Genomic DNA, 23,725 nt, shown 5'->3' with positions numbered 1-23,725 from the left:
CTCCTTGAGGCTATTATCTGTGTTGATTGATTTCGGATGGCTGGACGGCATCGCCTGTCGAGTTGCCGAAGGAATTGCGCTGGTAGGTGATCACCGAGGCAATATCCACGTCCGACAGGTGCTTGAAGGGCGCCATTGCCGTGCCGCTCTTGCCATTCATGACGATGTTGATGTGGCCTTCCTTAGGGCCGGTGGCAACTTTCGATCCGGCGATAGCAGGGAAAGTCCCGGGTACACCCTGCCCATTGGCCTGATGACAGGCAGCGCAGTTCGCGTTATACACGGCTTCGCCCTTGGCCTTGAGCTCGTCCGGCGTGAACTCCTTGTTGATGTCCACAGCCACTGCCGCCAGCTTGGTTTTCTGCTCCGCCACCCAGGCAGCGTATTTCTCAGGCTCCACCGCCTCTACCACGATCGGCATGAAACCATGCTCCTTGCCGCACAACTCGGCGCACTGGCCGCGATAGGTACCGGGCTTCTCGATGTTGAACCACACGTCACGGATGAAGCCGGGGATGGCATCCTGCTTGACGCCCAGCGCCGGCACCCACCAGGCATGCAGCACGTCATTGGCGGTGATCAGCACGCGCACTTTCTTGCCTGTGGGAACGACCAGCGGATTGTCCACTTCCAGGAGATAGTTCTCGCCCTTGGGTGCCGCGTTGTCGATCTGTGGCTTGGGCGTGGAGAGGGCACTCAGGAAACCGATGCCTTCGCCTTCACCCGTCAGGTAGTCGTAACCCCATTTCCACTGATAACCAGTCGCCTTGACGGTGATGTCCGGGTTGGACGTATCCTTCATGGCAATGATGGTCTTGGTTGCGGGAAAGGCCATGCCCACCAAGATCAGGAACGGGATCGCCGTCCAGATGATCTCGACCGTGGTGCTGTGATGGAAGTTGGCGGCCTCATAGTCCTTCGATTTGCGATGCTTGACTACGGAATAGAACATCGTGCCGAACACGCCGATGAATATCGCCAGGCAAATCCACAGAACCATCGTGTGCTGGTCGTAGATCTGCTGGGCAATGACTGTCTGCGGCTCGGGCAGATTTAACTGGTAGGGGTCGGCTGCCGCCATCGCCAATCCGGAATTCCATGCGACCGCCACAACCCCCGCTACACCTGCTGCTGCTTTACTGCTCATATTTCCCCCCACTTGATTACTGATTACAGTACGAGCCAATCTTCCAAAATCTCACAATGTTCGACTCATTACGCAATGCTTCCAGACAGAACATCTCCATGTGAGCCCGCTAGATCGGCCGGCGACAAACTGGTGAATATCTGATCTGTCCGGCATAATATCCATATTGCGAATGTCGGTAATTGTGTTATTCTATGGCTTATGCGAATTCAAACATTAAGAACAACGGCATGTCGATAAGTTCAAAGTTTCGGTTCGAAGTTTCAACTGAATTTTCCGCAATCATATCGAATCCGAAATCGCTTTCTGACTCACATTGATAACGCATCACGAAACCCGGAACGACAGGAGCAGCGCGACATTCTTGCGCGCTTTAAGCTCATGTCATGATTCCCCAGACATTCCATTCATTCTGCTTATTCCATCCGGCTTGACTCAAGCAGGATGAATGAGCGGAAAAATGATTCAAACGCCCGTTTCATACGGATTTCGTCAGTCGCTCCCGTTCTGCTCATTTGAGTCGATCTGATTTCTTCCGAAATCCCTTGGCACCCGCCCTATTATTCGCATTGCATATCCGCGAAAGAACTGCTCTAAAGAGCGGCTCCTGAAACGCGCAAATTCTACCACAGCAAAATGAGGCGTACAAGGAAGAAACATGATGCTGGCAAATAAAACCAATAATGACCCTATACTAAAAATCGTTATTTTCCCCTCCTGCAATTGTGGTAATTTTACCCTATTGGAATTGTGGAAATACTTCGCGGCGGAGGTGAAATATATTACGATGTCATCTCTCCGGTTTTTTCTCCTTATGCTGATCGGGTAGCATTCGGCAATCTGAGCGTAACCCCTGACAAGTGGCTGGAGAAGGCTGAAAACCCGATTTGCGAGGCAGAGGCCCGTGGAAAAACATGAAGGGGAAATGCGGATTCCCCTTTCGGAAGGATCCATGGCGAACGTCGGTAGGACCGTCGATGTGACTCATGCGCCGGTTCCCTTATAATGCGTTATTTTCAACCCGCTATTTCGAGGTACAGAATGGCTGAGACAAGTACCAACATCAGGGCAGGCATGGCGCCCGAACTGCAAACCTCCGGCTGGCTTAATACGCCGCACCCCCTGACGCTCGCTTCCCTCCGGGGTAAGGTGGTTGTACTCCACACCTTCCAGATTTTCTGTCCCGGTTGCGTGCAGATGGGCATACCGCAAGCGCAACGAATACACCAGGAGTTTGACCCGAACCGTGTTGCAGTGATAGGACTGCATACTGTTTTCGAGCATCACGAAGTTATGGGGCGCGAGGCGCTCGAAGTGTTTGCCTATGAATACCGGCTGCGCTTTCCGATCGGGATAGACAAATATGAGGGAGCCGCGACGGGGGTTCCGATGACCATGCGCGCATATCAGATGCAGGGGACGCCCACTCTCATCCTGATCGATAAAACAGGACACATTCGCTTGCATAAATTCGGCCATGTGAGCGATCTGACCGTAGGATTTTCGATTGGGGCGCTGCTGGCCGAAGAATTCGATGAGTCTGTCGTGACGGAATCGTCTGCGCAGGGTGGGGAAAATCTCACTTGCGATACGGACGGATGCAAGGCCTGAGCGGGTCCTGTATCTGAATTTGCGCCAGATCGCAGTCCCGTGCCACCTTTGGGTGGCGCGTACGAACTCATGGAGAGGCGCCCCGCCCTGGAGAATACCGGAGCGCCTGGCTGAAACCGATTCCTATCCGTGATGTCCCCTGGGTTTGTCGCTGGGCTTGACCCGCTCCGCAACCTCGGTAAGAACATTCGCGGCGGCCTGCCGGAGGGTGTCCGTGATGGCCTGAGTGAGATGAATGCCTGCCTCGAACTGGCTATGGGTGGTCGATTTCAACTGATGGTTGAGCGCCTCGAGCGCGTCTTTCAACTGAGAGCCTACCGCGGTGCCGTTTCGCTTTGCATGGAGAATAATATCCCGCAAGGTAACCTCCACCAGGTCCTGCGCGGCCGAGGCCGACTCCTGCAAAGTTTCGAAAAAAAGATTCTCAATACTTTCAAGGTTGTCACGCAGGCGCGTCAACTCCTCTTTTGAAAACGTTTGCGCGCGGCCCGCGGCTTCTTCGAGTGTCAGTTTGGAAGCCGCCGCAAGTTGAGCCAGTGCCGAATCCAGGCCGGCCACAGCGTCCCTCACGGGGGACAAAGCCGTTTGCGCCTGGATAGAGGAAGATTGCAACTTCTGCTGTGCTCCTTCACGTACACCTTTCAGTACCGCACCCATGACATGACGCAGTGAATCCTGGTCGTGTCCTTGCCTGCTCAAAGCTTTTACCGTCAGATCCCGCACTTCTTGTTCTATATTCTCTCCTTGCGTCATCCTGCTGCGTACTTCAGCTTCGAGAGCCGATGTATCCTCGGTTGCCGCATGAACGTTTTCACTGCCAGGTACATTTTGCATGGTTAGCGAGCCTCTCCAATAGTAACAATGGTAAAAAGATATTCTGATTGTTTTATGCGTTGCGTGGGACAAGCCGCTCGGTCCCGCCCATATAGCCTTGCAAAACTTGGGGAATCGATACGCTGCCGTCTGCATTCTGGAAATTTTCCAGTATCGCCACCAGCGTCCGTCCCACCGCCAGACCCGACCCGTTGAGTGTATGCAACAGCTCCGGCTTGCCTTTCTCATTGCGAAAGCGTGCCTGCATGCGGCGTGCCTGAAATGCTTCACAGTTACTGCATGAGGAAATTTCCCGATAAGCGCCTTGCTGCGGCAACCATACTTCGATGTCGTACGTTTTGGCGGCGGCAAACCCCATGTCGGCCGTGCACAATGCCATCACCCGGTAAGGCAGTTTCAGCTTCTGAAGAATTGTTTCGGCATGGCCGGTCAGCTCTTCCAGCGCTTTATAGGAGTGTGCAGGATGAACGATTTGCACCAGTTCCACCTTCTCGAACTGATGCTGGCGGATCATTCCGCGGGTATCCCTGCCGTAGCTTCCCGCTTCGGAGCGGAAACAGGGGGTATGCGCCGTAAGCTTGATAGGCAGCAATTCAGGATCGACGATACGGTCACGCACGATGTTGCTCAGCGGAACCTCGGAAGTGGGAATCAGGTATAAGTCATCATTGTCATGTTCCTCTTGCGGGCTATTCCATGGCAACGTTGCAGCAGCCGGCTGGTTTTCCAGGAGAAGTTCGGCTGTTTTTCTTCGTGGAACCTCGAACAAATCTTCCTTGAACTTCGGCAATTGGCCGGTACCCCGCAAACTTTCGGCGTTGACCAGATAAGGCACGTATGCCTCCGTATAGCCATGTTCACGTATATGGACGTCGAGCATGAATTGAGCCAGCGCGCGATGCAGGTGCGCAAGCGGACCTGTCAGCAGGCTGAAGCGGGCGCCGCTGATCTTCGCGGCAGTGGGAAAATCCAGTAATCCCAGTCGCTCGCCTATGCTCACATGATCGGCCGGGCTGAAATCAAATTCGCATGGAGTTCCCCAACGTCGCACCTCCCTGTTATCCGATTCGTTTCTGCCCTCCGGCACGCTGCTGTGCGCCAGGTTGGGAATTTGCAGCAGGGTGTGCTGCAACGCAGCCTGTATCTGATCCAGCCGGGATTCCACCTGCTTCAATTCGTCGCCCAGATGGGCGACCTCTGCGAGAATCGCGCTGGCGTCTTCTCCCCTGCTCTTGGCATTGCCAATCTGCTTCGACGCGGCATTGCGGCGCGCCTGCAATTCCTGGGTGCAGGTCTGAAGATTCTTTCGTTCCGCTTCCAGGGCACTGAATTCAGCAAGGGGAAAAACGTAGTTACGTGCGGCAAGAAGCCTGGCAATGTGGTCCGGTTGCGTACGTAACAGATGAATATCTAACATCTCGACTCCAAATCGACGCAGATTTTATCTTATGATTCTTTTTTTGCCTGTTTGTCCAGCTCGCGCAGATGCGCCAGTCTTTCGGATATCTTACTTTCGAATCCACGGCTGGTCGGCTGGTAAAATTCAATCTCTGGCATTCCTTCCGGAAAATAACGTTCTCCCGCGGCATATGCATCGGGATCATCATGCGCATAGCGGTAGTCGCGCCCGAATCCCATCTCCTTCATCAGTTGCGTGGGCGCGTTGCGCAAGTGTTCCGGTACCCGTCGCGATTTGTCCTCTCCGATAAAAGAGCGGGTTTTATTATACGCAAGATAAGCAGCATTGCTCTTGGGAACGCAGGCAAGGTACAGGGCAGCCTGCGCCAAGGCCAGTTCACCCTCGGGACTGCCCAGCCGTTCGTAAGTCTCGGAAGCATCCAGCGCGATACGCAGGGCGCGCGGATCGGCCAGCCCGATATCTTCCACGGATGCACGGATGAGACGCCGGGCAATATAGCGCGGGTCTGCGCCGGCATCCAGCATCCGGCACATCCAGTAAAGCGTGGCATGCGGATTGGAGCCTCTCAGGGATTTATGCAACGCCGAAATCTGGTCGTAAAATTCGTCGCCGCCCTTATCAAACCGGCGCGCAGCGCGAGGTAGCCTTTCGCGCGCGTAATGGACGTCTATTCTTGATATTCCTTCAGCCGCCGCCGCGGTTTTTAGCTGTTCCAGAAGATTGAGCAAGCGCCGCGCATCACCGTCGGCATATTCGATCAATAATGATCGCGCATCAGCGGTGAAATCCAGCTCAGCCAACGCCAGCTTCTTTACTCGATCAAACAGGGTGGCCAGTTCGGTCGTGGACAAGGCAGTAAGCACATACACCTGGGCACGCGATAACAGCGCGCTGTTCACCTCGAATGAAGGGTTCTCGGTCGTGGCGCCGATAAATGTCACCAATCCTTGTTCGACGAAGGGCAGAAATGCATCCTGCTGCGACTTGTTGAAGCGATGAACCTCATCCACGAACAGGATGGTATGGCGGCCGGACTGGTGCAAAACTGCGCGCGCCCGTTCGACTGCGTCACGAATATCCTTTACCCCCGATAACACGGCGGACAGCGCAATGAATTCAGCATCGAACGCCGAGGCCATGAGACGAGCCAGCGTGGTCTTGCCTGAACCGGGTGGGCCCCACAGTATCATTGAATGAGGCTTGCCGGACTCGAACGCAAGACGCAGCGGTTTGCCGGGGCCCAGCAAATGAGGCTGGCCCACCACGTCTTTCAATTCATGCGGACGCAACCGTTCCGCCAGCGGTACAGCAGGTTGAGGCTGCTCGAACAGATCACTCACTGATCACGTCCACGCCCGCCGGTGGACTGAATTTGAACAATTCCGGGGGAAGCTTGCGGTTTTGTTCCACATCCGAAAATTCGAATACGGTAGCCTGGCCGAAATTATCGTGCAATTCCATGGCTCTCAGTATCCCCTCCAGGGTAAATCCGAGAAGCATCCGCTCAAATGTGCTTTCCCGGGTTTTGGGCGTAGCCTCCACCCACTCGATGCTACCCTGTAAACCGATTTCCAGAAGATGGAAATTCTTTTCGATATCATTGCTTCCGGCAAGCAGTGCGGCAGGGCTGCTGCCGATGGCGGCATCGAGCTTTCGCACGGTTACCTGATCAAGATCGCGATCGTAAAACCAGACGCGCTCACCGTCCCCGACAATCAATTGTTCGTAAGGCTTCTCGTATATCCAGCGGAATTTTCCGGGACGCTCGAATTGCATGGCACCGCTTGCTGTCTGCACTATATTGCGGCTTTTATCGATAACGGTTTGCGAGAAATCTGCGCGGACAGTGCGCGCATTCCGCATGAAGCTCTTGAGGCTGTCGATTCCGGTTGCATTGGATATGGAAGTAAATAAAAAGAAAAAAAGGAACACGCAGAACTTTTCGGATAGCTTCATGATTTTGACTATGGATTGGACCGGGCAAAGAACAGGATCACGGTAATTATAAATAAGCCACTCCGCTTCGGCGGGCAATTTAAGGCGTCTCTCGAGGTTCCACAATCAATGTCAGGCAACGAAGCATGAATAATGGACCGTCACCGGGAACCAATAGTAAAGTGAAAAAGTCTATACTTCGCTGGCGGTGGGGTTTCTGGTTCCAGTTTTCACTCCACGCCAACGGAATGTGTAATGTTATCTCCAACATGTATTTGTAATAGGAGGAAACGACATGGCAACAACGATGGAAACGTCGAGTCAGGCCAAAACGAGCGGCCGGAACTACGACATGTCGCTGTGGTATGACTCGAAGTGGTACAAGTTTGGTCTGATCACGATGCTGGCGGTAGCGATATTCTGGATCTGGTACCAGCGCACGTTTGCCTACTCGCACGGGATGGACTCGATGGAACCTGAGTTCGAGAAAGTGTGGATGGGCTTGTGGCGTGTGCATATGATCGTGATGCCGCTGTTTGCGCTCATCACCTGGGGGTGGATCTGGAAGACGCGCGACACCAAGGAGCAGTTGGACAATCTTGATCCGAAGCTTGAAGTCAAGCGCTACTTCTACTGGATGATGTGGCTGGGCGTATACCTGTTTGGGGTGTACTGGGGCGGCAGCTTCTTTACCGAACAGGACGCCTCCTGGCACCAGGTCATCATCCGTGACACGAGCTTCACGCCAAGTCACGTGGTAGTGTTCTACGGCTCCTTCCCGATGTACATCGTCTGCGGGGTGGCAAGCTACCTGTATGCGATGACACGCCTGCCGCTGTATTCGCGCGGCACCTCGTTCCCGCTGGTCATGGCCATTGCAGGGCCGCTCATGATCCTGCCGAACGTAGGGTTGAACGAATGGGGCCACGCCTTCTGGTTCATGGAAGAACTCTTCAGCGCACCGCTGCACTGGGGCTTCGTGATACTGGGCTGGTCGGGATTGTTTGCAGGCGGGATTGCGGCTCAGATCATCACCCGCTACTCCAACCTGACGGACGTCGTCTGGAACGGCCAGAGCAAAGTCATCCTCAACAACCGCATCGTACCGTACGACAAGAAGTTTTAGGATGGGTTTTAGGATAGAGGCGCTGACCTTGATCGCTCAAGATGAGTTCAGAGGTTAAGGTTGAGACCGATACACTGAAAGACTGAAATAACCGAAGCCGCCGCCCGCTTCCCGAATCATGGGAAGCGGGCGGTATCATTTGAGCCATCCAGCACACTTACTGCCTGACGGTGTAACGGCGGGCAAAGCCCGCCCTACTTCTTGCTACGCCTCCTGGTTTTGTCCCACGCTCTGTCCAACAGGCCCAGTTGTAGCCGAGCTGTAGGATGGTGGAGCGCAATCCATCAATAACGATAGGTTACAAACGCCGTCTTCGACAGCACCCTTCTATTCGTTCCGTGCAGGAACCAGAACTTCCCGGTTGCCATTGCTTTGCATGGCCGAGACGAGGCCTGCCCGCTCCATTTCTTCAATCAACCGCGCGGCCCGGTTGTAACCAATGCGCAAATGCCGCTGCACCAGGGAGATGGAAGCGCGTCGAGATCTGAGCACGATGGCGACAGCTTCATCATAAAGCGGATCGCTCTCGCCGCCTTCCTGCCCCGCCACTCTATTTTCGCCCCCCCCGCCTTCCTCATCCGATGCATCAAGCACGCCGTCCACGTACCGCGGCTCACCGTGCTCCTTGAGATATTCCACGACCCGATGCACTTCCTGATCGGCAACGAAAGCGCCGTGAACCCGCTGCGGATACCCGCTTCCAGGTGGCAGATAAAGCATGTCGCCCTGCCCCAGCAACGCTTCCGCTCCCATCTGGTCCAGGATCGTGCGCGAGTCCACCTTGCTCGATACCTGAAAAGCTACGCGTGTCGGAATATTGGCTTTGATAAGCCCGGTGATCACATCCACGGAAGGCCGCTGAGTGGCGAGAAGCAGATGGACTCCCGCCGCACGCGCCTTCTGGGCAAGCCGGGCAATCAACTCCTCGACTTTCTTGCCCACGACCATCATCAGATCCGCCAGCTCGTCTATCACCACGACAATCACCGGCATTTCCTCCAGCGGTTCCCGTGCTTCCGGAGTGAGGCTCAGCGGATTGAGGATGGGTTTCTCATTCTTGATCGCCTCGCGAATTTTCTGGTTATAGCCTCCCAAGTTGCGGACACCAAGCGCGGACATCAGCTTGTAGCGGCGTTCCATTTCAGCGACGCCCCAGCGCAGGGCGCTTGCCGCCTGACGCATGTCGGTAACCACCGGGGCCAGCAGGTGTGGAATGCCCTCATATACCGACAATTCAAGCATCTTCGGGTCCACCAATATCAGACGTACCTGCTCCGGGGTGGATTTATAGAGGAGGCTCAGTATCATGGCGTTGATGGCGACCGACTTACCCGATCCCGTCGTTCCCGCGACAAGTACATGCGGCATTCTCGCCAGGTCTGCCACTATCGAATGTCCACCGATATCCTTGCCAAGGGCAATGGTCAGGGGCGATCCCATATCGGCATAAGCCTGTGAACTGAGAATTTCAGACAAGCGCACGACCTGCCGCTTGGGGTTGGGAATTTCCAGACCCATCCAGGTCTTCCCTGGAATGGTCTCGACGACTCGAATGCTTACCACTGATAAAGATCGCGCCAGGTCTTTGACCAGATTGAGAATCTGATTGCCCTTCACGCCGACGGCAGGCTCAATCTCGTAGCGTGTAATGACAGGACCGGGATATGCCGCCACTACCTTGACCTCTACCCCGAAATCCATCAGTTTCCGCTCGATCAGGCGGGAAGTGAATTCCAGTGTTTCCGTCGACAGAATTTCCACTTCTTTCTTTGGCGGCTCATCGAGCAGGCTCAACGGCGGCAAAGTGGAATCAGGCACGTCAGGAAAAAGCGGAGTCTGCTTTTGCCTGGCCACCTTGCGCGGTTTGGGGAGCGCGGCGACCGGTTGTTCAATGTGTAAAGGCGGATGTTCCTGCGGGCAATTTTTTTCCACTTCCACCAGCTCTTCGCGTCTGATGGCGAAAACGGCTCCTACATGACGGTTCCGCCTGCTCCGCCAGCTACGGCCGATAAACAGGAAGATGCTTTCTATACTGCGCCAGATAAGCAGGAAAAAACCTTCTATCGAGGCGCCTATCTGCTCGACCAGGCGCAGCCAGGATAGTCCCGTAAATAAACTGAAACCGATTGCAATCAATATCAGGAGGGCCAGCGTTGCGCCAGTAAAGCCCAGTATCTGGGATAGACTCTTACTGAGCAGGAAACCCAGCACACCTCCCGGCATCTGCGGCAAAACCACCTTGAGGGAGTAGAAACGCAGTGCTTCCATTCCGCTGCTCGCCACGAGTAACAGCAGAAAGCCGACCATCGAAACAAACCACGGCCGGCGGTCGAATATGCTTCCATCGATGCGGTGATACATCCACCATACCAGGAAAAGTAAAAACAGCACAGACCACCAAGCGGAAACACCCAGCAAGTACAGCATCAGGTCGGACAGCCAAGCCCCTACCATGCCGCCAGGATTCTGTGCGGGCCCATCGCCACTGTGCGACCATCCGGGGTCCGCGCGCTCATACCCATAAAATATCAGCACCAGATAGAGCGCCACACCCAGCAGGGCAAGGCTCGCCGACTCCCGCAGGAGCCGAGCGACTCTGGGCGGCAAAGGGTCGGGACTGATTTTTTTTGCCATTGGCTTGTTGACGAAGCTCATGGATATAGCAGCAGGAACAGTAACGACATGGATTATATAAGAGTTGGATGGGGGGTTAAAAATAAAACCACTACAGCGGAATAAGCAGCAGGAGGGCTCCTACCTTGCTTTTTATTCCGTCGAAATAAATCTTCCTCGGGACCGTTCACTTCGCCAGAGGCATGTCCGAGCCGTTCGGAAAGCTTAGGACATGCTTGCCGAAGGGGGCGCTCTGAACTCCCTTCTATCCTTCGACAGGCTCAGGGTGAAGGGGAATGAGGAATGAAGAGAAGAAGGCGCATTGAAAAGCTAATCTTCAATCGTGCCAGGTTGAGCAGCCTCAAGTGTCTCGTCCAGTATCTCGATCCAGTGCTCGACCGGCAGCGCAGCTCCATCGCGTATATGCATGAGGCAACCTATGTTGGCGGTGGCGATCCGATCCGGATGGCCCGATTCGAGCGCCGTTACCTTGTTTTTCAGCAACTGCTGCGATAACTCCGGTTGCAGAATCGAGTAGGTCCCTGCGGAGCCACAGCAGAGATGTGCATCCGGCACATAGGTCAACTCAAAGCCGGCAGCAGCCAGAATCTTTTCGGCGACACCCCGGATACGCATTCCGTGCTGTAAAGTGCAGGGAGAATGGAAAGCAAGCTTCTGCTTCGGGCTTTCCATCCCGGCAGCTGATTTACTGAGAAGAGAAACGAGCGCTGGCATCTCCGTTTCCACTATTTCGCTGATGTCCCTGGTCAACTCTGAAATGCGCGCGGCTTTTTCCGCGTATGCGGGATCATGGCGCAACAAATGACCGTATTCCTTCACCGTCACGCCGCAGCCGCTCGCAGTCATGACAATTGCTTCGACGCCCCTTGCTTCCTCCTTTGCTCCTCCTGTTGCCCTCTCCTTTGTTCCCGGCTTCGCTCCCGGCCCTTTTTCCGTTTCGGGTGCGATATAGGGCCACCACGCATCCACATTGCGGCGCATGTAATCCAGCCCTTCCTGTTGGGCATTGAGATGGTAAGACACCGCACCACAGCACCCCGCATCCGGAGCGCTGATGAGTGATATGCCGAGCTTGTCCAGCACGCGCACGGCAGCAGCATTGATATTGGGTGCCAGCGCCGGTTGAACGCAACCCTGGAGCATCAGCATTCTGCGCTCATGCCGAGCAGCGCGAAGCGATCGGCTTTCTTTCACGAGTGCAGCAGGGATCGAATCCTTCAGACCACCTGGCAGCAACGGACGGGCAGCCCGGCCTATCTTCAACAAAGATGCAAACAGGCTCGGGTTCGGCAACGCCTGCCGCAACACATATCGCAGGCTTCCGGCAGCAAGGCTGCGTCCCACCTTCTTTTCGACAATGCCGCGGCCAATATCCACCAGATGGCCGTAACGCACACCCGACGGGCAGGCTGTTTCGCAAGCGCGGCAGGTGAGGCAACGGTCGAGATGCAATTGCGTCTTTTCCGTCACCGGCTCGCCTTCCAGCATCTGCTTCATCAGATAAATGCGCCCGCGCGGGCTGTCGAGTTCGTCTCCCAGTAATTGATAAGTCGGGCAGGTGGCGAGGCAGAAGCCGCAATGAACGCAGGTTCGCAGTATTGCCTCAGCTTCCTTTCCCTCGGGAGTATCCTTGATGAAATCAGCGAGATTGGTTTGCATTTATAGTTCGGGATATAGACGGCCGAGGTTGAAAATGCGCATCGGGTCAAATTTCTCCTTGAGGCGGCGGTGAATATTCATCATGGTCGGCGGAAGCGGATGAAACACAGCAGCAGCGGGCGTCCGGCTACGGAACAGGGTGGCATGTCCCCCGGCATCCCTTGTGGTCTTGCGGACAAGCGCCTGCACAGCTTCGTTATCCATCTCTGCATCGACGGAGAGCCATCGCAACGCGCCGCCCCACTCGATCAACTGTTTTCCAGGCAAGGACAGGGGAGCAGTAGTCGATTTAATGGACAAGCGCCAGAGCTGCTTTTCTGATCGAAAAAAAGGATGTGTCTGCTCCCGTATCGATTCCCAGAAAGATATTCCCTCGGCAATTTCTTCTCCTCCCAATACCGCACGCGCCGCACGCACGGCGGAGGTTGCGCCAGATAGCCTTACAGTGAGTTCGCCGTTGCAGAAGCAGGTGGCCGAAACCGGCAACGGCTTGCCTGCCCAGCGATTCATCATCTCGACAGCTTCGGCTTCACTCATCGATAAACGCAGCGTGCGCTCTTCCGCAGGCAGGGGAAGGACTTTCAGAGAAACTTCCAGCAATAATCCCAATGTGCCCAGGGAACCCGCCATTAAACGTGGAATGTCATAACCAGCCACGTTCTTCATTACCTGGCCGCCAAAGCTCAGGTCGTCTCCCCTGCCATCGAGTATGCGCACGCCCAGCACGAAATCCCGTACGGCCCCTGCCGAGGCGCGGCGTGGACCGGATAACCCCGTCGCGATACAGCCACCCAGGGTGGCACCAGCCCCGAAATGCGGCGGCTCAAACGCAAGCATCTGACCACGCCCATTCAATTCGGTTTCCAGTTGCCCCAAGCGAGTGCCCGTCCGAGCCGTGACGACCAGTTCGGTAGGTTCGTAATCCACTATACCCGCATAAGCCGAGGGATCGAGAATGCTCCCGCTCGCCCCGTCTCGCCCTTTGTCCTGGTGGCTATAATCCTGGTGGCCATAAAAATCCTTGGTGCCGCCGCTGCGGATACATAGCGGTGCATTACCCGCCGCAGCGGCGCGAATGGTTTCGGCAAGCTGATCAATGATTTTCTGCATGCGACGTCAGACTGTCAGGCGGTGGGAAGTAAATGAAAGAGGCATAACTTCAAAATCTCGGCAACTCGGGGAATTTCTCTTTACCCCGATGCACGTGCATCGCTCCATGCTCCGCGCAGCGCTGCAAGGTTGGGATGGCTTTTCCGGGATTCAACAGGCCGCCAGGATCAAAAGCGGCTTTTACCGCATGAAACATTTCCAGTTCACCCGTCTTGAATTGGGAACACATCTGGTTGATTTTTTCAATGCCGACGCCATGCTCGCCGGTAATGGTTCCCCCAGCCTCTATGCACATCCTGAGTATTTTTGCTCCGAATTCCTCGGTCAATTCCAGCTCTCCCGGATGATTGGCATCGTAAAGAATCAGCGGATGCAGATTGCCGTCACCCGCATGAAAAACATTCATGCAACGCAGGCCGTATTCGGCAGAAAGCGCCTCGATTCCAGCCAGCACGCTCGCAAGATTCTTGCGCGGGATGGTACCGTCCATGCAATAGTAATCAGGGGAAACCCGGCCTGCGGCAGGAAAAGCTGCCTTCCGGCCTGCCCAGAACCTGACGCGCTCGGCTTCGTCGCGGGATGTCCTGACTTCCGTTGCGCCGCTCTGCCGCATAATCTCGTCGATGCGTTCGATCTCCTCCGCCACCTCTTCTTCTGCGCCGTCGGATTCGCATAACAGGATCGCAGCCGCTTCGATGTTATAGCCGGCGTGGACATACTCTTCCACTGCCCCGGTCGTGATCTTGTCCATCATTTCCATTCCGGCCGGGATGATGCCGGCGCCGATCACATTCGCCACCGCATTCCCCGCATCGCGGATGTCGTCAAACGCAGCCAGGACAACCCGGGCTTTCTCCGGGCGGGGAATCAGTTTCACTGTCACCTCGGTCACGATACCCAGCAGGCCTTCGCTGCCCGTCATGAGCGCCAGCAGATCATACCCAGGAGCATCCAGACTGTCGCTACCAATTTCGAGAAGCTCGCCTTCAATGGTCAAAACACGCAGTTTGAGGATGTTGTGCACGGTCAGCCCGTATTTCAGACAGTGCACGCCTCCCGAGTTTTCCGCTACGTTACCCCCGATGGAGCAGGCGATCTGGGAGGAAGGATCAGGCGCGTAATACAGTCCATAAGGGGCCGCGGCTTCGCTGATCGCAAGGTTGCGCACGCCTGGCTGCACCCTTGCCGTACGCGCTGCCGCATCGATCCCCAGTATGCTTTTCAGCTTCGCCAGCGACAACAGCACTCCCTGCGGATGCGGCAAGGCACCGCCAGAGAGGCCGGTGCCCGCCCCGCGGGCAACCACAGGAATCTTCAATGCATGACAAGCTTTCAGAATTTCCGCTACTTCATCTTCAGTCCGCGGCAGCGCCACGATCATGGGCGTTTGCCGATAAGCGGACAGGCCATCGCACTCGTACGGCCTCACGTCTTCGGTCTCATGCAGCACCGATTCCGCAGGCAGAAAAGTCCGAAGCTTTTTTACAAGTTCGAGGGCGTCGTTCATACGGGATTCATTGCCGCCAATTCAACTCATTCAACTCATGATTCATCATGCGGGCCTTCCGGGGCCTCGATCTCATGGTTCGCCAATTTTTCCAGCATCCGTACCATGGCCGAACTATCCCATCCGGCACCGCCATGCGCTATGCACGCATTCAATAATTCCTGGACTACCGCCGTGCCGGGCAGGCTCACGCCCAATGCCTGCGCATTGGACAAAGCAAGACCCAGATCCTTCCGGTGCAGTTCGACGCGAAATCCGGGCTCGAACGCGCGCTCGAGCATGCGCTCGCCGTGTACTTCCAGCACGCGGGAGTATGCAAAACCGCCCATTAACGCCTGGCGTACTTTCCGCACATCGGCACCCGCTTTCGAGGCGAACAGAAAACCTTCACCCACTGCCTCGATAGTGAGCGCGGCGATGATCTGATTGGCAAGCTTGCAAACCTGGCCCGTGCCATTGGGACCGATCAGGGTTATCGTTTTACCCATTAACTCAAGAACCGGCTTCACCTGCTCGAATGCCGAGGGAGTGGCGCCGACCATGATGGTGAGAGTGGCATTTCGAGCGCCGATATCTCCGCCCGAAACGGGCGCATCCACGTACTCGCACCCAAGCTCATTGATTGCAGCGGCAAATTTCCGCGTCTCAGCTGGCGAGATAGTGCTCATGTCCATCACGATCCTGCCGTTACTTCGCGCGGTGCTCAATCCCTCCGCAACCCCGTCATCACCGAACAGCACCCGTTCCACATCACCTGTGTCCGGAAGCATGGTAATGATAATGTCAGCATTCTGCGCGACTTCAGCCGGTGAAGAACAGGCTTGCCCACCCTGCGTGAGCAATTCTGCCGGGACACCGCTGCGGGAATGCAGGAATAAGGTATGGCCGCCCTTGATCAGATGGCTCGCCATCGGCTTACCCATGATGCCAAGACCGATGAAACCAATTTTCGTTCTGCCCGTCATACCTGTGCCCATGTGCTAACCGCGTCGATGATTATTCACCTTCGCTACTCATTGCTCCTCGTTTCCTGCCTTCCGATTTTCGCATGAGTCTGAGCTCGTCTGGTGTAAACTTTAGATACCTGACGGAAATGGCGGGAAACAGGAGCATATCCGTCTCAAATTTTTTCTCCAGGCTCTGGAGGAAAAGCATTATTGGCGGACTGGAATTTTCCGGCACATCAAAAATCAAATCGGCATTTTGGAGAAATCCACCCTGGAGCAGAATGACTGCATTTCAAAAATATCGCAGTAACCCTTACCGTATCGTCCATGGCGATGCGGTCCCCAACACGGAAGCATTGAACGCAGCGCGAATCGAAACGGGAGCAGCCTCAGCAATCCATTGCAGTATGAGCGGCAACGTCAACACGGCAAAAACTCAAGCATGAGCACACAACCAATCGTCATTATTGGCAGCGGCCTTGGCGGCTACACCGTCGCACGTGAATTCCGCAAGCTGGATACTACAACGCCTGTCATGATCATTTCCGCGGATCACGGCGGTTTCTATTCCAAGCCGATGCTTTCGAATGCCCTGGCGACAGGCAAAACACCTGCCTCGATAGTCACCGCGAGCGCCGAGAAAATGGCCGAGCAGCTTAAGCTGACAATCCGGCCTTATAGTCGCGTCAACGCTATTGATCCATCCAGCAAAACAGTAACTCTACAGGATGGAGAGAAAGTTTCCTACAGTAAACTCGTTCTAGCCATGGGGGCCGATCCAATCCGTCTGCCGCTGGAAGGAGAAGGTGGGGAAGACATTCTTTCGGTCAACGATCTGGAGGATTACCAGCGGCTACGCGACGCCCTGGGAGGAAAAAAGGATGTCACTATCTTGGGTGCCGGCCTGATCGGCTGTGAGTTTGCGAATGACCTGACGACAGCAGGTTATCGGGTACAGGTAATCGATATCAGCGTTCAGCCCCTGGGTCGGCTTCTGCCACAGGCTGGGGGTGCTTTCATGCAACGCAGACTCGAAGCTGCCGGTGTCGTTTTTCATCTGGGCGCCGCAACCGAATACGTGGAACGGATACACGAAAGTTTTCGCCTGACGCTTGCCAATGGGGAAGCGCTGCAGACCGATATTGTACTCTCCGCCGTCGGGTTGCGCCCACGCACCACCTTGGCCCAGGCTGCGGGTCTCGGGGTAAATCGGGGAATAGTGGTAAATCGCTCCTTGCAGACGCACAATGAGGACATTTACGCATTAGGCGATTGTGCAGAGGTGGAAGGCAGAATTTTACCCTTCGTCATGCCGATCATGCATGCCGCCCGCGGGCTGGCATCGACTCTCGCTGAAACACCCACTCCGATACGCTATCCGGCCATGCCTGTCCTGGTCAAAACGCCCGCCTGCCCGGCCGTCGTATCGCCCCCCGCAGTCGGCGCGCAGGGCGAATGGGCAGTGGAGGAAGATGAAAGTGGCGTGAAGGCCCTGTACAAAACCGCCGAGGGCAAACTGCTCGGCTACGCCCTGCTAGGCGGAGCAACCAAGGAAAAGAATGCGCTGGCTGCGGAGCTGCCGGCGGTAATGGAGTAGAACGCCGGTCGTCTTGAAGCCTGCCCGGCGTATAGTATATTTTAGCGAAAGCAGGCTTGATCGCTTCTGCAAATTAATTCGAGAGCGCGACCTCAGGCGTTCGAGTTCAGTTTTCAGTTATTTGGATGCAACAGCAGGTCTGCGAAGATCATACTTTAGGCTGAATCTCGGGGACATGCGCCTCCCCTCTCTGCACCACTGGCTCTGGCTCTAACACACCCGAGTTTATCCACAACTGCTCCAATTGCGATTGCAGAACCTTTATAGAGAACCTGGACTCGCTCTTGTGCCTTCCTCTTTCTCCGAGTTTCCGGCGAAGTGATGGCGCAGCAAGCAGACGCGTCAACGCATGTGCGAGTCCTACGATATCGCCAGAGTTTATCAGTAAACCCTCTTGTTCTTCCGTTACCACCTCGGGTATGCCTCCAACAGGGGTAGTTACAATGGGAACCCCCCAGGACATCGCTTCCAGGATCGCCATAGGCACCCCTTCGTGGTATGAAGGAAGTACAAAGATAGCTGCTCGAGCGAGCAAATGATCTTTTTCTGCTTTACCAAGCCACCCCGCAAACAGAATCTTGTCACTGACACCCAGTTCTTCCGACAACATCTGTGCCTGCTGTAGTTCGCCATCACCCCCGACAATTAACCTGAAATTTTCGCCCAGTAACGCTACCGCTCGAATCAGGTCAAATATACCCTTACGCTTACCAACATGACCAAGAAATAATATAAGAGGAGGATCACATAGCTCGCTGCTACTTTCGTCTATCTCTTTCTCACGTAACACCGCAGCAGGTAGCGGTACGGAGTTAAAAAGAATTACTGTACGTGTAGCAGGAGAAATCTTCTTAATATCTTTAGCCCAACCAGGGGATAAGGCAATAACATATAGCGCTCGCGATAGCAGAAATCTGATTAACTTCTTTCTACGTTCTCCGCACTCCTGCTCAAAAAAACCAACGAAATCCGGGCTGTGCAAGTGAATGAGATACGGGACCCGAAACATCATCCCCATCAGCAGAAAAAATGACTTTCTCCACGTGCTTGCTCTTGAAGACATGTGCACATGAAGCAATCCAATCTGACCAGTAACCAGCATGTAGAGTAACTGTAACATCGCTACTCCTGCCGCATATGCTTTGGCAAATCTCGAGCCCTGGCCATGTGTCACTACATACTTGACCTTCCATTTCTTCAGCACACCGCAGTCTTCGTAGTTGCCGACTACGGTTGCGATTCCACCATGTGCTTCAGGCGATGTTCCGAGCATTACGATTGTCTTGTACTTTCCTTTTTTTATCATAATCGATTCGACTCAACCGCAAGTGAACAAACAGACTTAATGGCAGAAATCCATTGGCGCATGGATTGCCTGAATGCCTATTGATGCTTCCCCTGACGGTATTAATCCAGGGTAAGTAAGCATCAATCGCATTTACAGGGGGCGTACCATCAGGGATGGATGAGAGGATCAATCAGTTTGCCTTCCAAGCTGTGGCAGGCATCGCCAGTGGCCGCAGCTGCCAGGGCCATGCCAACGATTGTTTTTTATTTTTCCCTTTGCTGTAAGCACAGCAGAGAATCTTCCTCAGGCTCCCATCATTTATCCCTAAGCAAATACTATGCCATGATTTATAGAGACATGAAAACAAAGACTTAAAAGAATATTTACGCGTCCCTATCATTGAGTGTAAGAACTTTCGACAACGAATTGTGGAGGAAGTCCACCATTCTTGAGCATGAGGCAATGATGGCGCAGCCTAGTAGAAGCAGTGCGAGGTAGGTGCGGTGTATTTTCTCGAATCGGGCCAGTAGTTCTCGGAAGGGATTCAGCCAGGAATGCCTGACCTCGACCACCCAGCGTCATGCTCAATGTTTCGACTCTGCATCCTGGCCTGGACTTCCTCATGCAGGGGAGCACATGAGGGGTGTAGCCGTGCGACCTATCACCCGCCGCGAGGGCTCGCCTACGTATCCTGCATCGGCGCATAGATGTTGAGGCGCCTTGGTGCTAACTGCTGACCACCTCCCATTCCCCCGGCATAGTCGGGAAATTACCGTATTTATTTATCTTTTTTGTGGGATGGTCAATAATAGCCATTAACGCCCCCCCCTTGAAAGGCTCTGCGTATGCGTTTGATTATTGCTTTGTTCCTCCCTTGGCTAACCTTCTTCACAATCGGCCGGCCTATTACGGGTGTTATCTGCTTGCTCCTGCAAATAACGCTTATCGGCTGGATTCCCGCGACGATTTGGGCAGTGTACGCATTGAGCCAGTATAAGACTGACCAAAAAATTGAAAAAGCTCTCGGTCAAAAACGTGCAGATCCCCCGTAAGAAGTGATAACACGATCAGTTCTTTACCAATCGTCATACTATGTGCCGAAGTCGGGAATTAGAGGAATAGCCTGCTTCTATTTCCCACTTTGATGCAATCAAGCTTGATCTGGCGAGACGCTGTCTTCTATTTAAGCGTTCGTTCTTCTCCTGCAATTGTTTGAGCTGTCTTGCCTGAGCGCTGTCCAGACCCGCTTACCACTTCTTCCAGCGGTAAAACGTTTGTTCGGAAATACCAATGCGGCAAATCAACTCGGCAACCGGCATCCCAGCTTCCGCTTCCTTCAATACCGCAACAATCTGCTCCACGCTAGCTAAACCGTTTCGTCTTCATGCAAAACTCCTTCCTCCAAGGGTAAATTTCGCCGAAAACTAACATTGCCACTGGCTACATTTTTGTGGGACTCATCAACAGTGTCTTGCAGTAGCTGCACTCGCAATAGAACTGGCGATATCCGTAGGCTGCGACAATTTGTCGCATTCCTGCAGTAATCAAAATAGGTTACTCTCCCGCTCGATTTGCCGAGGGACATTGCTCGAAAGAGAAATTATCCGCATATCTGGAAATAAGACCCGCTCCAGCGAATCACTGACTTCCCTCCTCAACGAACAGATTGGAAAAAATTGAGGCAAATCGTGGAAAAGGCTGCCAACTGAGCAAACATGAATTGAATATCAAGCAAAGACTCGCCCTTTTTACTCTTGCTTGCGGGGCTTGCATATCCTCTGTCGCGGTAGCCGATGAGCCAGCGCTACCGTCAAAAGACAACAATAAAGCTGCAATGCCAGCGAAAAAGAAATCAGATATTGTTGCTCCGGCACCCGGAGTTGCCGCCAAAGGAAAAACCTCATCTGATGATTCCGCAGTCGAATTGCCGGAGATGACGGTAACAGAAAAAATAAAGCCGCCTCGCACTCAGACCGAAAAGGAACGATACCGACTACCTCAGACCACGGAAAGTATCACTCGGGAAAGAATCGACAATACGATTAATCTTGCGAACCCCGAGGATGCCATCAAGTACATGCCATCCATCCAGGTACGCAAAAGGTATATTGGCGACACCAATGCCCCGGTTGGCATGCGCACTTCGGGCACGTCTGCAAGCGCCCGTAACCTGATCTACGCCGATGGCATCCTGTTGTCATCATTGCTTGGCAACAACAATGGAAACACCGGTTCGCCCCGCTGGAATACTGTATCGCCGGGAGAAATTGAACGTGTCGATGTCATGTACGGCCCATTTTCGGCCGCCTATGCCGGCAACTCCATAGGGGGCGTAATCAATATTACGACCCGGATGCCGGAAAAATTCGAATTTGGAGCGGACGCCCAAGCCTCGTGGCAAACGTTCAATCTCTATGGCACGAAGGATACTTACGATACGCAGCGCTATTCCGGTTACGTCGGTCATCGCTACAACGATCTGTCGTTCCGTTTTGACTACAGCCATCTCAATGCGCATAGTCAGCCCATTACGTTTGCGACCGCACTCATCTCGAATACTTCGGCGAGTGCTGGAGATACAGCCGTCACGGGTGCGTTTGCCGGAGCCAATCCTACAAATGCCTCAAACCTGACGCTCGGCGCGGGGAATATCAACCACACCGTCCAGGACAATTTCAAGTGGAAGCTCGCCTACGATATCACTCCTTCAATCAGGCTCGCGTACACCCTGGGCCTGTGGCTGAACGATGCGCATGCGAGCCCGCAGAGCTACCTGAGGGATGCAGCGGGAAACATTGTACAAGGCGGTTTTATCAATATTGGCGGTCGCCGTTACAACCTGTCTGCACCTAATAGTCCCACTTTCGCCGGAAACCAGACTGATCAGAGAACCTGGTCGCATGGAATCAATCTTCGATCCAATACCGGGGGAGTTTTTGATTGGGAGTTGACCGGCAGCGTGATTGATTTTGGCAAGGATACGGTTCGGGCGCCAACAGTTGATCCCACTCGCGCGTTTGGCGGCAATGCGCCTGGCAGGATCACGAGTCTGACCGGCTCTGGTTGGCATACAGTAGATGCAAAGGGTATTTGGAGGCCCAGGACCGATCTTCTTGGTTATCATGAAATCAGCTTCGGTTTTCACCATGATTTATATACGCTGAAGAATCCCGTATTCAATACCGGCGATTGGCAGAGCGGCGGTGGTCAAAGTATTTTTACTAATTCCACCGGAAAGACTCAAACTGAAGGGTACTGGATTCAGGATGCCTGGGATTTCCACGAGAACTGGAACTTTACTATAGGTGGCCGCCTGGAATCCTGGCACGCTTACGATGGGGTAAACACAACTACAGTGGCAGGCTCGCTGCAGACGATAAATCAGGCCGATAAAAGCTCGGTCAACTTTTCGCCCAAGGCGAAATTGACCTGGACTCCGGTGCAGCAAATCAGGATTGGTGCTGCAATCGGCCAGGCTTATCGTTACGCAACCGCCACGGAATTGTTCCAGACCACTACAGTCGGTACTGGCGCAACGGCCATATCCGTTAATGGAAATCCGAACTTGAAGCCGGAAGAGGCACTAGCCTCGGAATTGTCTGGCGAGTATTTTGTGGACAAGGGAAGATTGCGTGTCAGCCTGTTCCAGGAGCGCGTCAGAAATGCCATTTTTTCCCAGACCGGGTTAATCACCAATCCGCTTACCAATCAAACTGTCCAGTCAACCTTTATATCGAACGTTGGAGAAATCGATACCTACGGTGTCGAGGTTTCCGGGGAGAAGACTGATGCGGTGATTAAAGGGCTGGATATTCTTGGCAATCTCACCTGGGTGGATTCCAGAATAGAGGATAATCGAGCGGCGGACGCGGCAGCAGCAGCCTTAGGCCCTACAGCAGCCAATCCCAACGCCGCGGTACCGTCGACCGGAAAGCATCAGCCCAGGCTTCCCACCTGGCGGGCAAACGCCGTAGTCACCTATCGAGCTAATGAAAATTTCAGTGCTTCAGTAAATGTTCGCTACAGCAGCGGCCAGTTCGGCCAATTGAACAACACGGATACCAATGGTTTTGCCTACACGGGGTTGACGAGTTATCTCGTCGCTGATCTGGTCGCAAGATACAAAATTACGAAGCAGGTGACCGCGATCGGCGGTATTAATAATGTCAACAATGACAAGTACTGGATATTCCACCCTTTTCCCCAGCGAACCTACTTTGCCCAACTGAGGTTTAATTATTAGGCTTTAGTCCCACTGCATGATGGGATGTAGAGTTATAGGCACCTACAGAGGGAGGCACAAGTATGGATCGATGGCAGCACTGCTGGGCTAAGCATGTAAGGGTCACAGACCATGAAAGGCACGACGAATTGCCGCTGGAGGTCGGCGTAGTCTATGGCAGGCAGGAACGAGAATCGTGGCTGTCATTGGCTTGCTTCCTAAGGAATTGCCGAGTCTACGGCGCTTATAACTCCGGTAATCAACTCCTGCAGTAAAACAGGTTTGGAGAGGCACACCAGAAAGCCCGCGCCTAGAACATCTTCCCTGGAATAGCTGAGTGCGCTTAGTGCTACCGCAGGAGTATCTCTGCCTCTATGCGCAGGCAGACTTCGTACGGCACGGATGAACTGGTAGCCATCCATTTGAGGCAGGCTGATATCGCTGACAATTACATCCGGTGCATGTGTTAGCATCTTTTCCAGGCCCTCGGCAGCAGCAGGAGCGGTAACCACTACCGCCCCATACAACTCCAGCATGAGCCTGGTGACAGTCAGCGCGTCTTCCTCGTCATCTACGAGCAGCACCCTGACCCCTGATAGGAGCAGTTTATTATCCATTATGCCCCGATTATGTAAGTGTCCTCCCTCAACACTTTCTAAGTTACCTGTGAGTTAAAGAGATAACTGTT

General features: G+C 54.1%; 18 protein-coding genes and 1 pseudogene. 6 read left to right on the top strand and 13 right to left on the bottom strand.

Annotated elements, in window-relative coordinates; genetic code table 11:
• Positions 1 to 13 precede the first annotated feature (13 nt).
• On the bottom strand, positions 14 to 1,147 hold the full coding sequence (gene coxB / locus ACZ5BW_RS01105) for a cytochrome c oxidase subunit II (protein ID WP_464541686.1): 1,134 nt from the start codon (positions 1,145 to 1,147) through the stop codon (positions 14 to 16).
• A gap of 1,041 nt (positions 1,148 to 2,188) precedes the next feature.
• On the opposite strand from coxB, the gene ACZ5BW_RS01100 reads away from it, so the two are divergent.
• Positions 2,189 to 2,758, top strand: coding sequence for a peroxiredoxin family protein (locus ACZ5BW_RS01100; RefSeq protein WP_464541682.1), 570 nt, complete (start codon positions 2,189 to 2,191; stop codon positions 2,756 to 2,758).
• A gap of 123 nt (positions 2,759 to 2,881) precedes the next feature.
• Here the strand turns inward: ACZ5BW_RS01100 and ACZ5BW_RS01095 are convergent, their stop codons facing one another.
• From ACZ5BW_RS01095 to lolA, 4 genes are read right to left on the bottom strand one after another with little or no spacing between them, the layout of a single operon-like run.
• Positions 2,882 to 3,592 (bottom strand): DUF6781 family protein, encoded by a 711-nt coding sequence (locus ACZ5BW_RS01095; protein WP_464541680.1) that lies wholly within the window; start codon positions 3,590 to 3,592, stop codon positions 2,882 to 2,884.
• A gap of 52 nt (positions 3,593 to 3,644) precedes the next feature.
• Positions 3,645 to 5,009, bottom strand: a complete 1,365-nt coding sequence (gene serS, locus ACZ5BW_RS01090; RefSeq protein WP_464541678.1) for a serine--tRNA ligase — start codon at positions 5,007 to 5,009, stop codon at positions 3,645 to 3,647.
• 29 nt (positions 5,010 to 5,038) lie between these two features.
• The gene (locus tag ACZ5BW_RS01085) at positions 5,039 to 6,352 is read right to left on the bottom strand and encodes a replication-associated recombination protein A (RefSeq protein ID WP_464541676.1); all 1,314 of its coding nucleotides are present in this window, start codon (positions 6,350 to 6,352) and stop codon (positions 5,039 to 5,041) included.
• Positions 6,345 to 6,968 (bottom strand): outer membrane lipoprotein periplasmic chaperone LolA, encoded by a 624-nt coding sequence (gene lolA, locus ACZ5BW_RS01080; RefSeq protein WP_464541674.1) that lies wholly within the window; start codon positions 6,966 to 6,968, stop codon positions 6,345 to 6,347. The genes ACZ5BW_RS01085 and lolA overlap by 8 nt, the downstream gene beginning before the upstream one ends.
• Positions 6,969 to 7,242: 274 nt before the next feature.
• Here lolA and ACZ5BW_RS01075 point away from each other — a divergent pair, with 274 nt between their 5' ends.
• On the top strand, positions 7,243 to 8,073 hold the full coding sequence (locus tag ACZ5BW_RS01075; protein ID WP_464541672.1) for a methane monooxygenase/ammonia monooxygenase subunit C: 831 nt from the start codon (positions 7,243 to 7,245) through the stop codon (positions 8,071 to 8,073).
• Between the two features lie 327 nt (positions 8,074 to 8,400).
• On the opposite strand, the gene ACZ5BW_RS01070 is transcribed toward ACZ5BW_RS01075, so the two are convergent.
• The 5 genes from ACZ5BW_RS01070 to ACZ5BW_RS01050 all read right to left on the bottom strand — a co-directional run bounded on the left by ACZ5BW_RS01070 (position 8,401) and on the right by ACZ5BW_RS01050 (position 15,960).
• Positions 8,401 to 10,728: a DNA translocase FtsK gene (locus ACZ5BW_RS01070; RefSeq protein WP_464541669.1), complete on the bottom strand. Its 2,328-nt coding sequence runs from the start codon at positions 10,726 to 10,728 to the stop codon at positions 8,401 to 8,403.
• 288 nt (positions 10,729 to 11,016) lie between these two features.
• On the bottom strand, positions 11,017 to 12,366 hold the full coding sequence (glcF, locus tag ACZ5BW_RS01065) for a glycolate oxidase subunit GlcF (protein ID WP_464541667.1): 1,350 nt from the start codon (positions 12,364 to 12,366) through the stop codon (positions 11,017 to 11,019).
• A complete protein-coding gene (glcE, locus tag ACZ5BW_RS01060; RefSeq protein ID WP_464541665.1) occupies positions 12,367 to 13,476 on the bottom strand; it encodes a glycolate oxidase subunit GlcE in 1,110 nt (369 codons plus the stop codon). It lies immediately after the preceding gene.
• Between the two features lie 49 nt (positions 13,477 to 13,525).
• A complete protein-coding gene (locus ACZ5BW_RS01055; protein WP_464541663.1) occupies positions 13,526 to 14,983 on the bottom strand; it encodes an FAD-linked oxidase C-terminal domain-containing protein in 1,458 nt (485 codons plus the stop codon).
• A gap of 35 nt (positions 14,984 to 15,018) precedes the next feature.
• The gene (locus ACZ5BW_RS01050) at positions 15,019 to 15,960 is read right to left on the bottom strand and encodes a 2-hydroxy-3-oxopropionate reductase (RefSeq protein ID WP_464541661.1); all 942 of its coding nucleotides are present in this window, start codon (positions 15,958 to 15,960) and stop codon (positions 15,019 to 15,021) included.
• Positions 15,961 to 16,211: 251 nt separating this feature from the next.
• Between ACZ5BW_RS01050 and ACZ5BW_RS01045 the strand changes: the two genes are divergently transcribed.
• Positions 16,212 to 16,376: a hypothetical protein gene (locus ACZ5BW_RS01045; RefSeq protein ID WP_464541659.1), complete on the top strand. Its 165-nt coding sequence runs from the start codon at positions 16,212 to 16,214 to the stop codon at positions 16,374 to 16,376.
• The gene (locus ACZ5BW_RS01040) at positions 16,373 to 17,527 is read left to right on the top strand and encodes an NAD(P)/FAD-dependent oxidoreductase (protein WP_464541657.1); all 1,155 of its coding nucleotides are present in this window, start codon (positions 16,373 to 16,375) and stop codon (positions 17,525 to 17,527) included. The genes ACZ5BW_RS01045 and ACZ5BW_RS01040 overlap by 4 nt, the downstream gene beginning before the upstream one ends.
• 148 nt (positions 17,528 to 17,675) lie before the next feature.
• On the opposite strand, the gene ACZ5BW_RS01035 is transcribed toward ACZ5BW_RS01040, so the two are convergent.
• The gene (locus ACZ5BW_RS01035; protein WP_464541655.1) at positions 17,676 to 18,833 is read right to left on the bottom strand and encodes a glycosyltransferase family 4 protein; all 1,158 of its coding nucleotides are present in this window, start codon (positions 18,831 to 18,833) and stop codon (positions 17,676 to 17,678) included.
• A gap of 827 nt (positions 18,834 to 19,660) precedes the next feature.
• Between ACZ5BW_RS01035 and ACZ5BW_RS01030 the strand changes: the two genes are divergently transcribed.
• Positions 19,661 to 19,867 (top strand): YqaE/Pmp3 family membrane protein, encoded by a 207-nt coding sequence (locus ACZ5BW_RS01030; protein WP_074975983.1) that lies wholly within the window; start codon positions 19,661 to 19,663, stop codon positions 19,865 to 19,867.
• A gap of 126 nt (positions 19,868 to 19,993) precedes the next feature.
• On the opposite strand, the pseudogene ACZ5BW_RS01025 reads toward ACZ5BW_RS01030, so the two are convergent.
• Positions 19,994 to 20,176 (bottom strand): annotated as a pseudogene (locus ACZ5BW_RS01025) (transposase); the annotation flags it as partial.
• A gap of 359 nt (positions 20,177 to 20,535) precedes the next feature.
• Here ACZ5BW_RS01025 and ACZ5BW_RS01020 point away from each other — a divergent pair.
• Positions 20,536 to 23,058 carry a TonB-dependent receptor gene (locus ACZ5BW_RS01020; RefSeq protein ID WP_464541653.1) on the top strand — a complete coding sequence of 841 codons (2,523 nt, stop codon included), beginning with the start codon at positions 20,536 to 20,538 and terminating at the stop codon, positions 23,056 to 23,058.
• A gap of 197 nt (positions 23,059 to 23,255) precedes the next feature.
• Here ACZ5BW_RS01020 and ACZ5BW_RS01015 read toward each other — a convergent pair whose 3' ends face one another.
• Entirely contained in the window at positions 23,256 to 23,654 is a 399-nt protein-coding gene (locus ACZ5BW_RS01015) for a response regulator (RefSeq protein WP_464541651.1), read from the bottom strand.
• Between the last annotated feature and the right edge of the window lie 71 nt (positions 23,655 to 23,725).

The sequence above is a fragment of the Nitrosospira sp. TNL300 genome (genome assembly GCF_055385915.1).
This window is presented reverse-complemented; position numbering and strand designations above follow the sequence as displayed.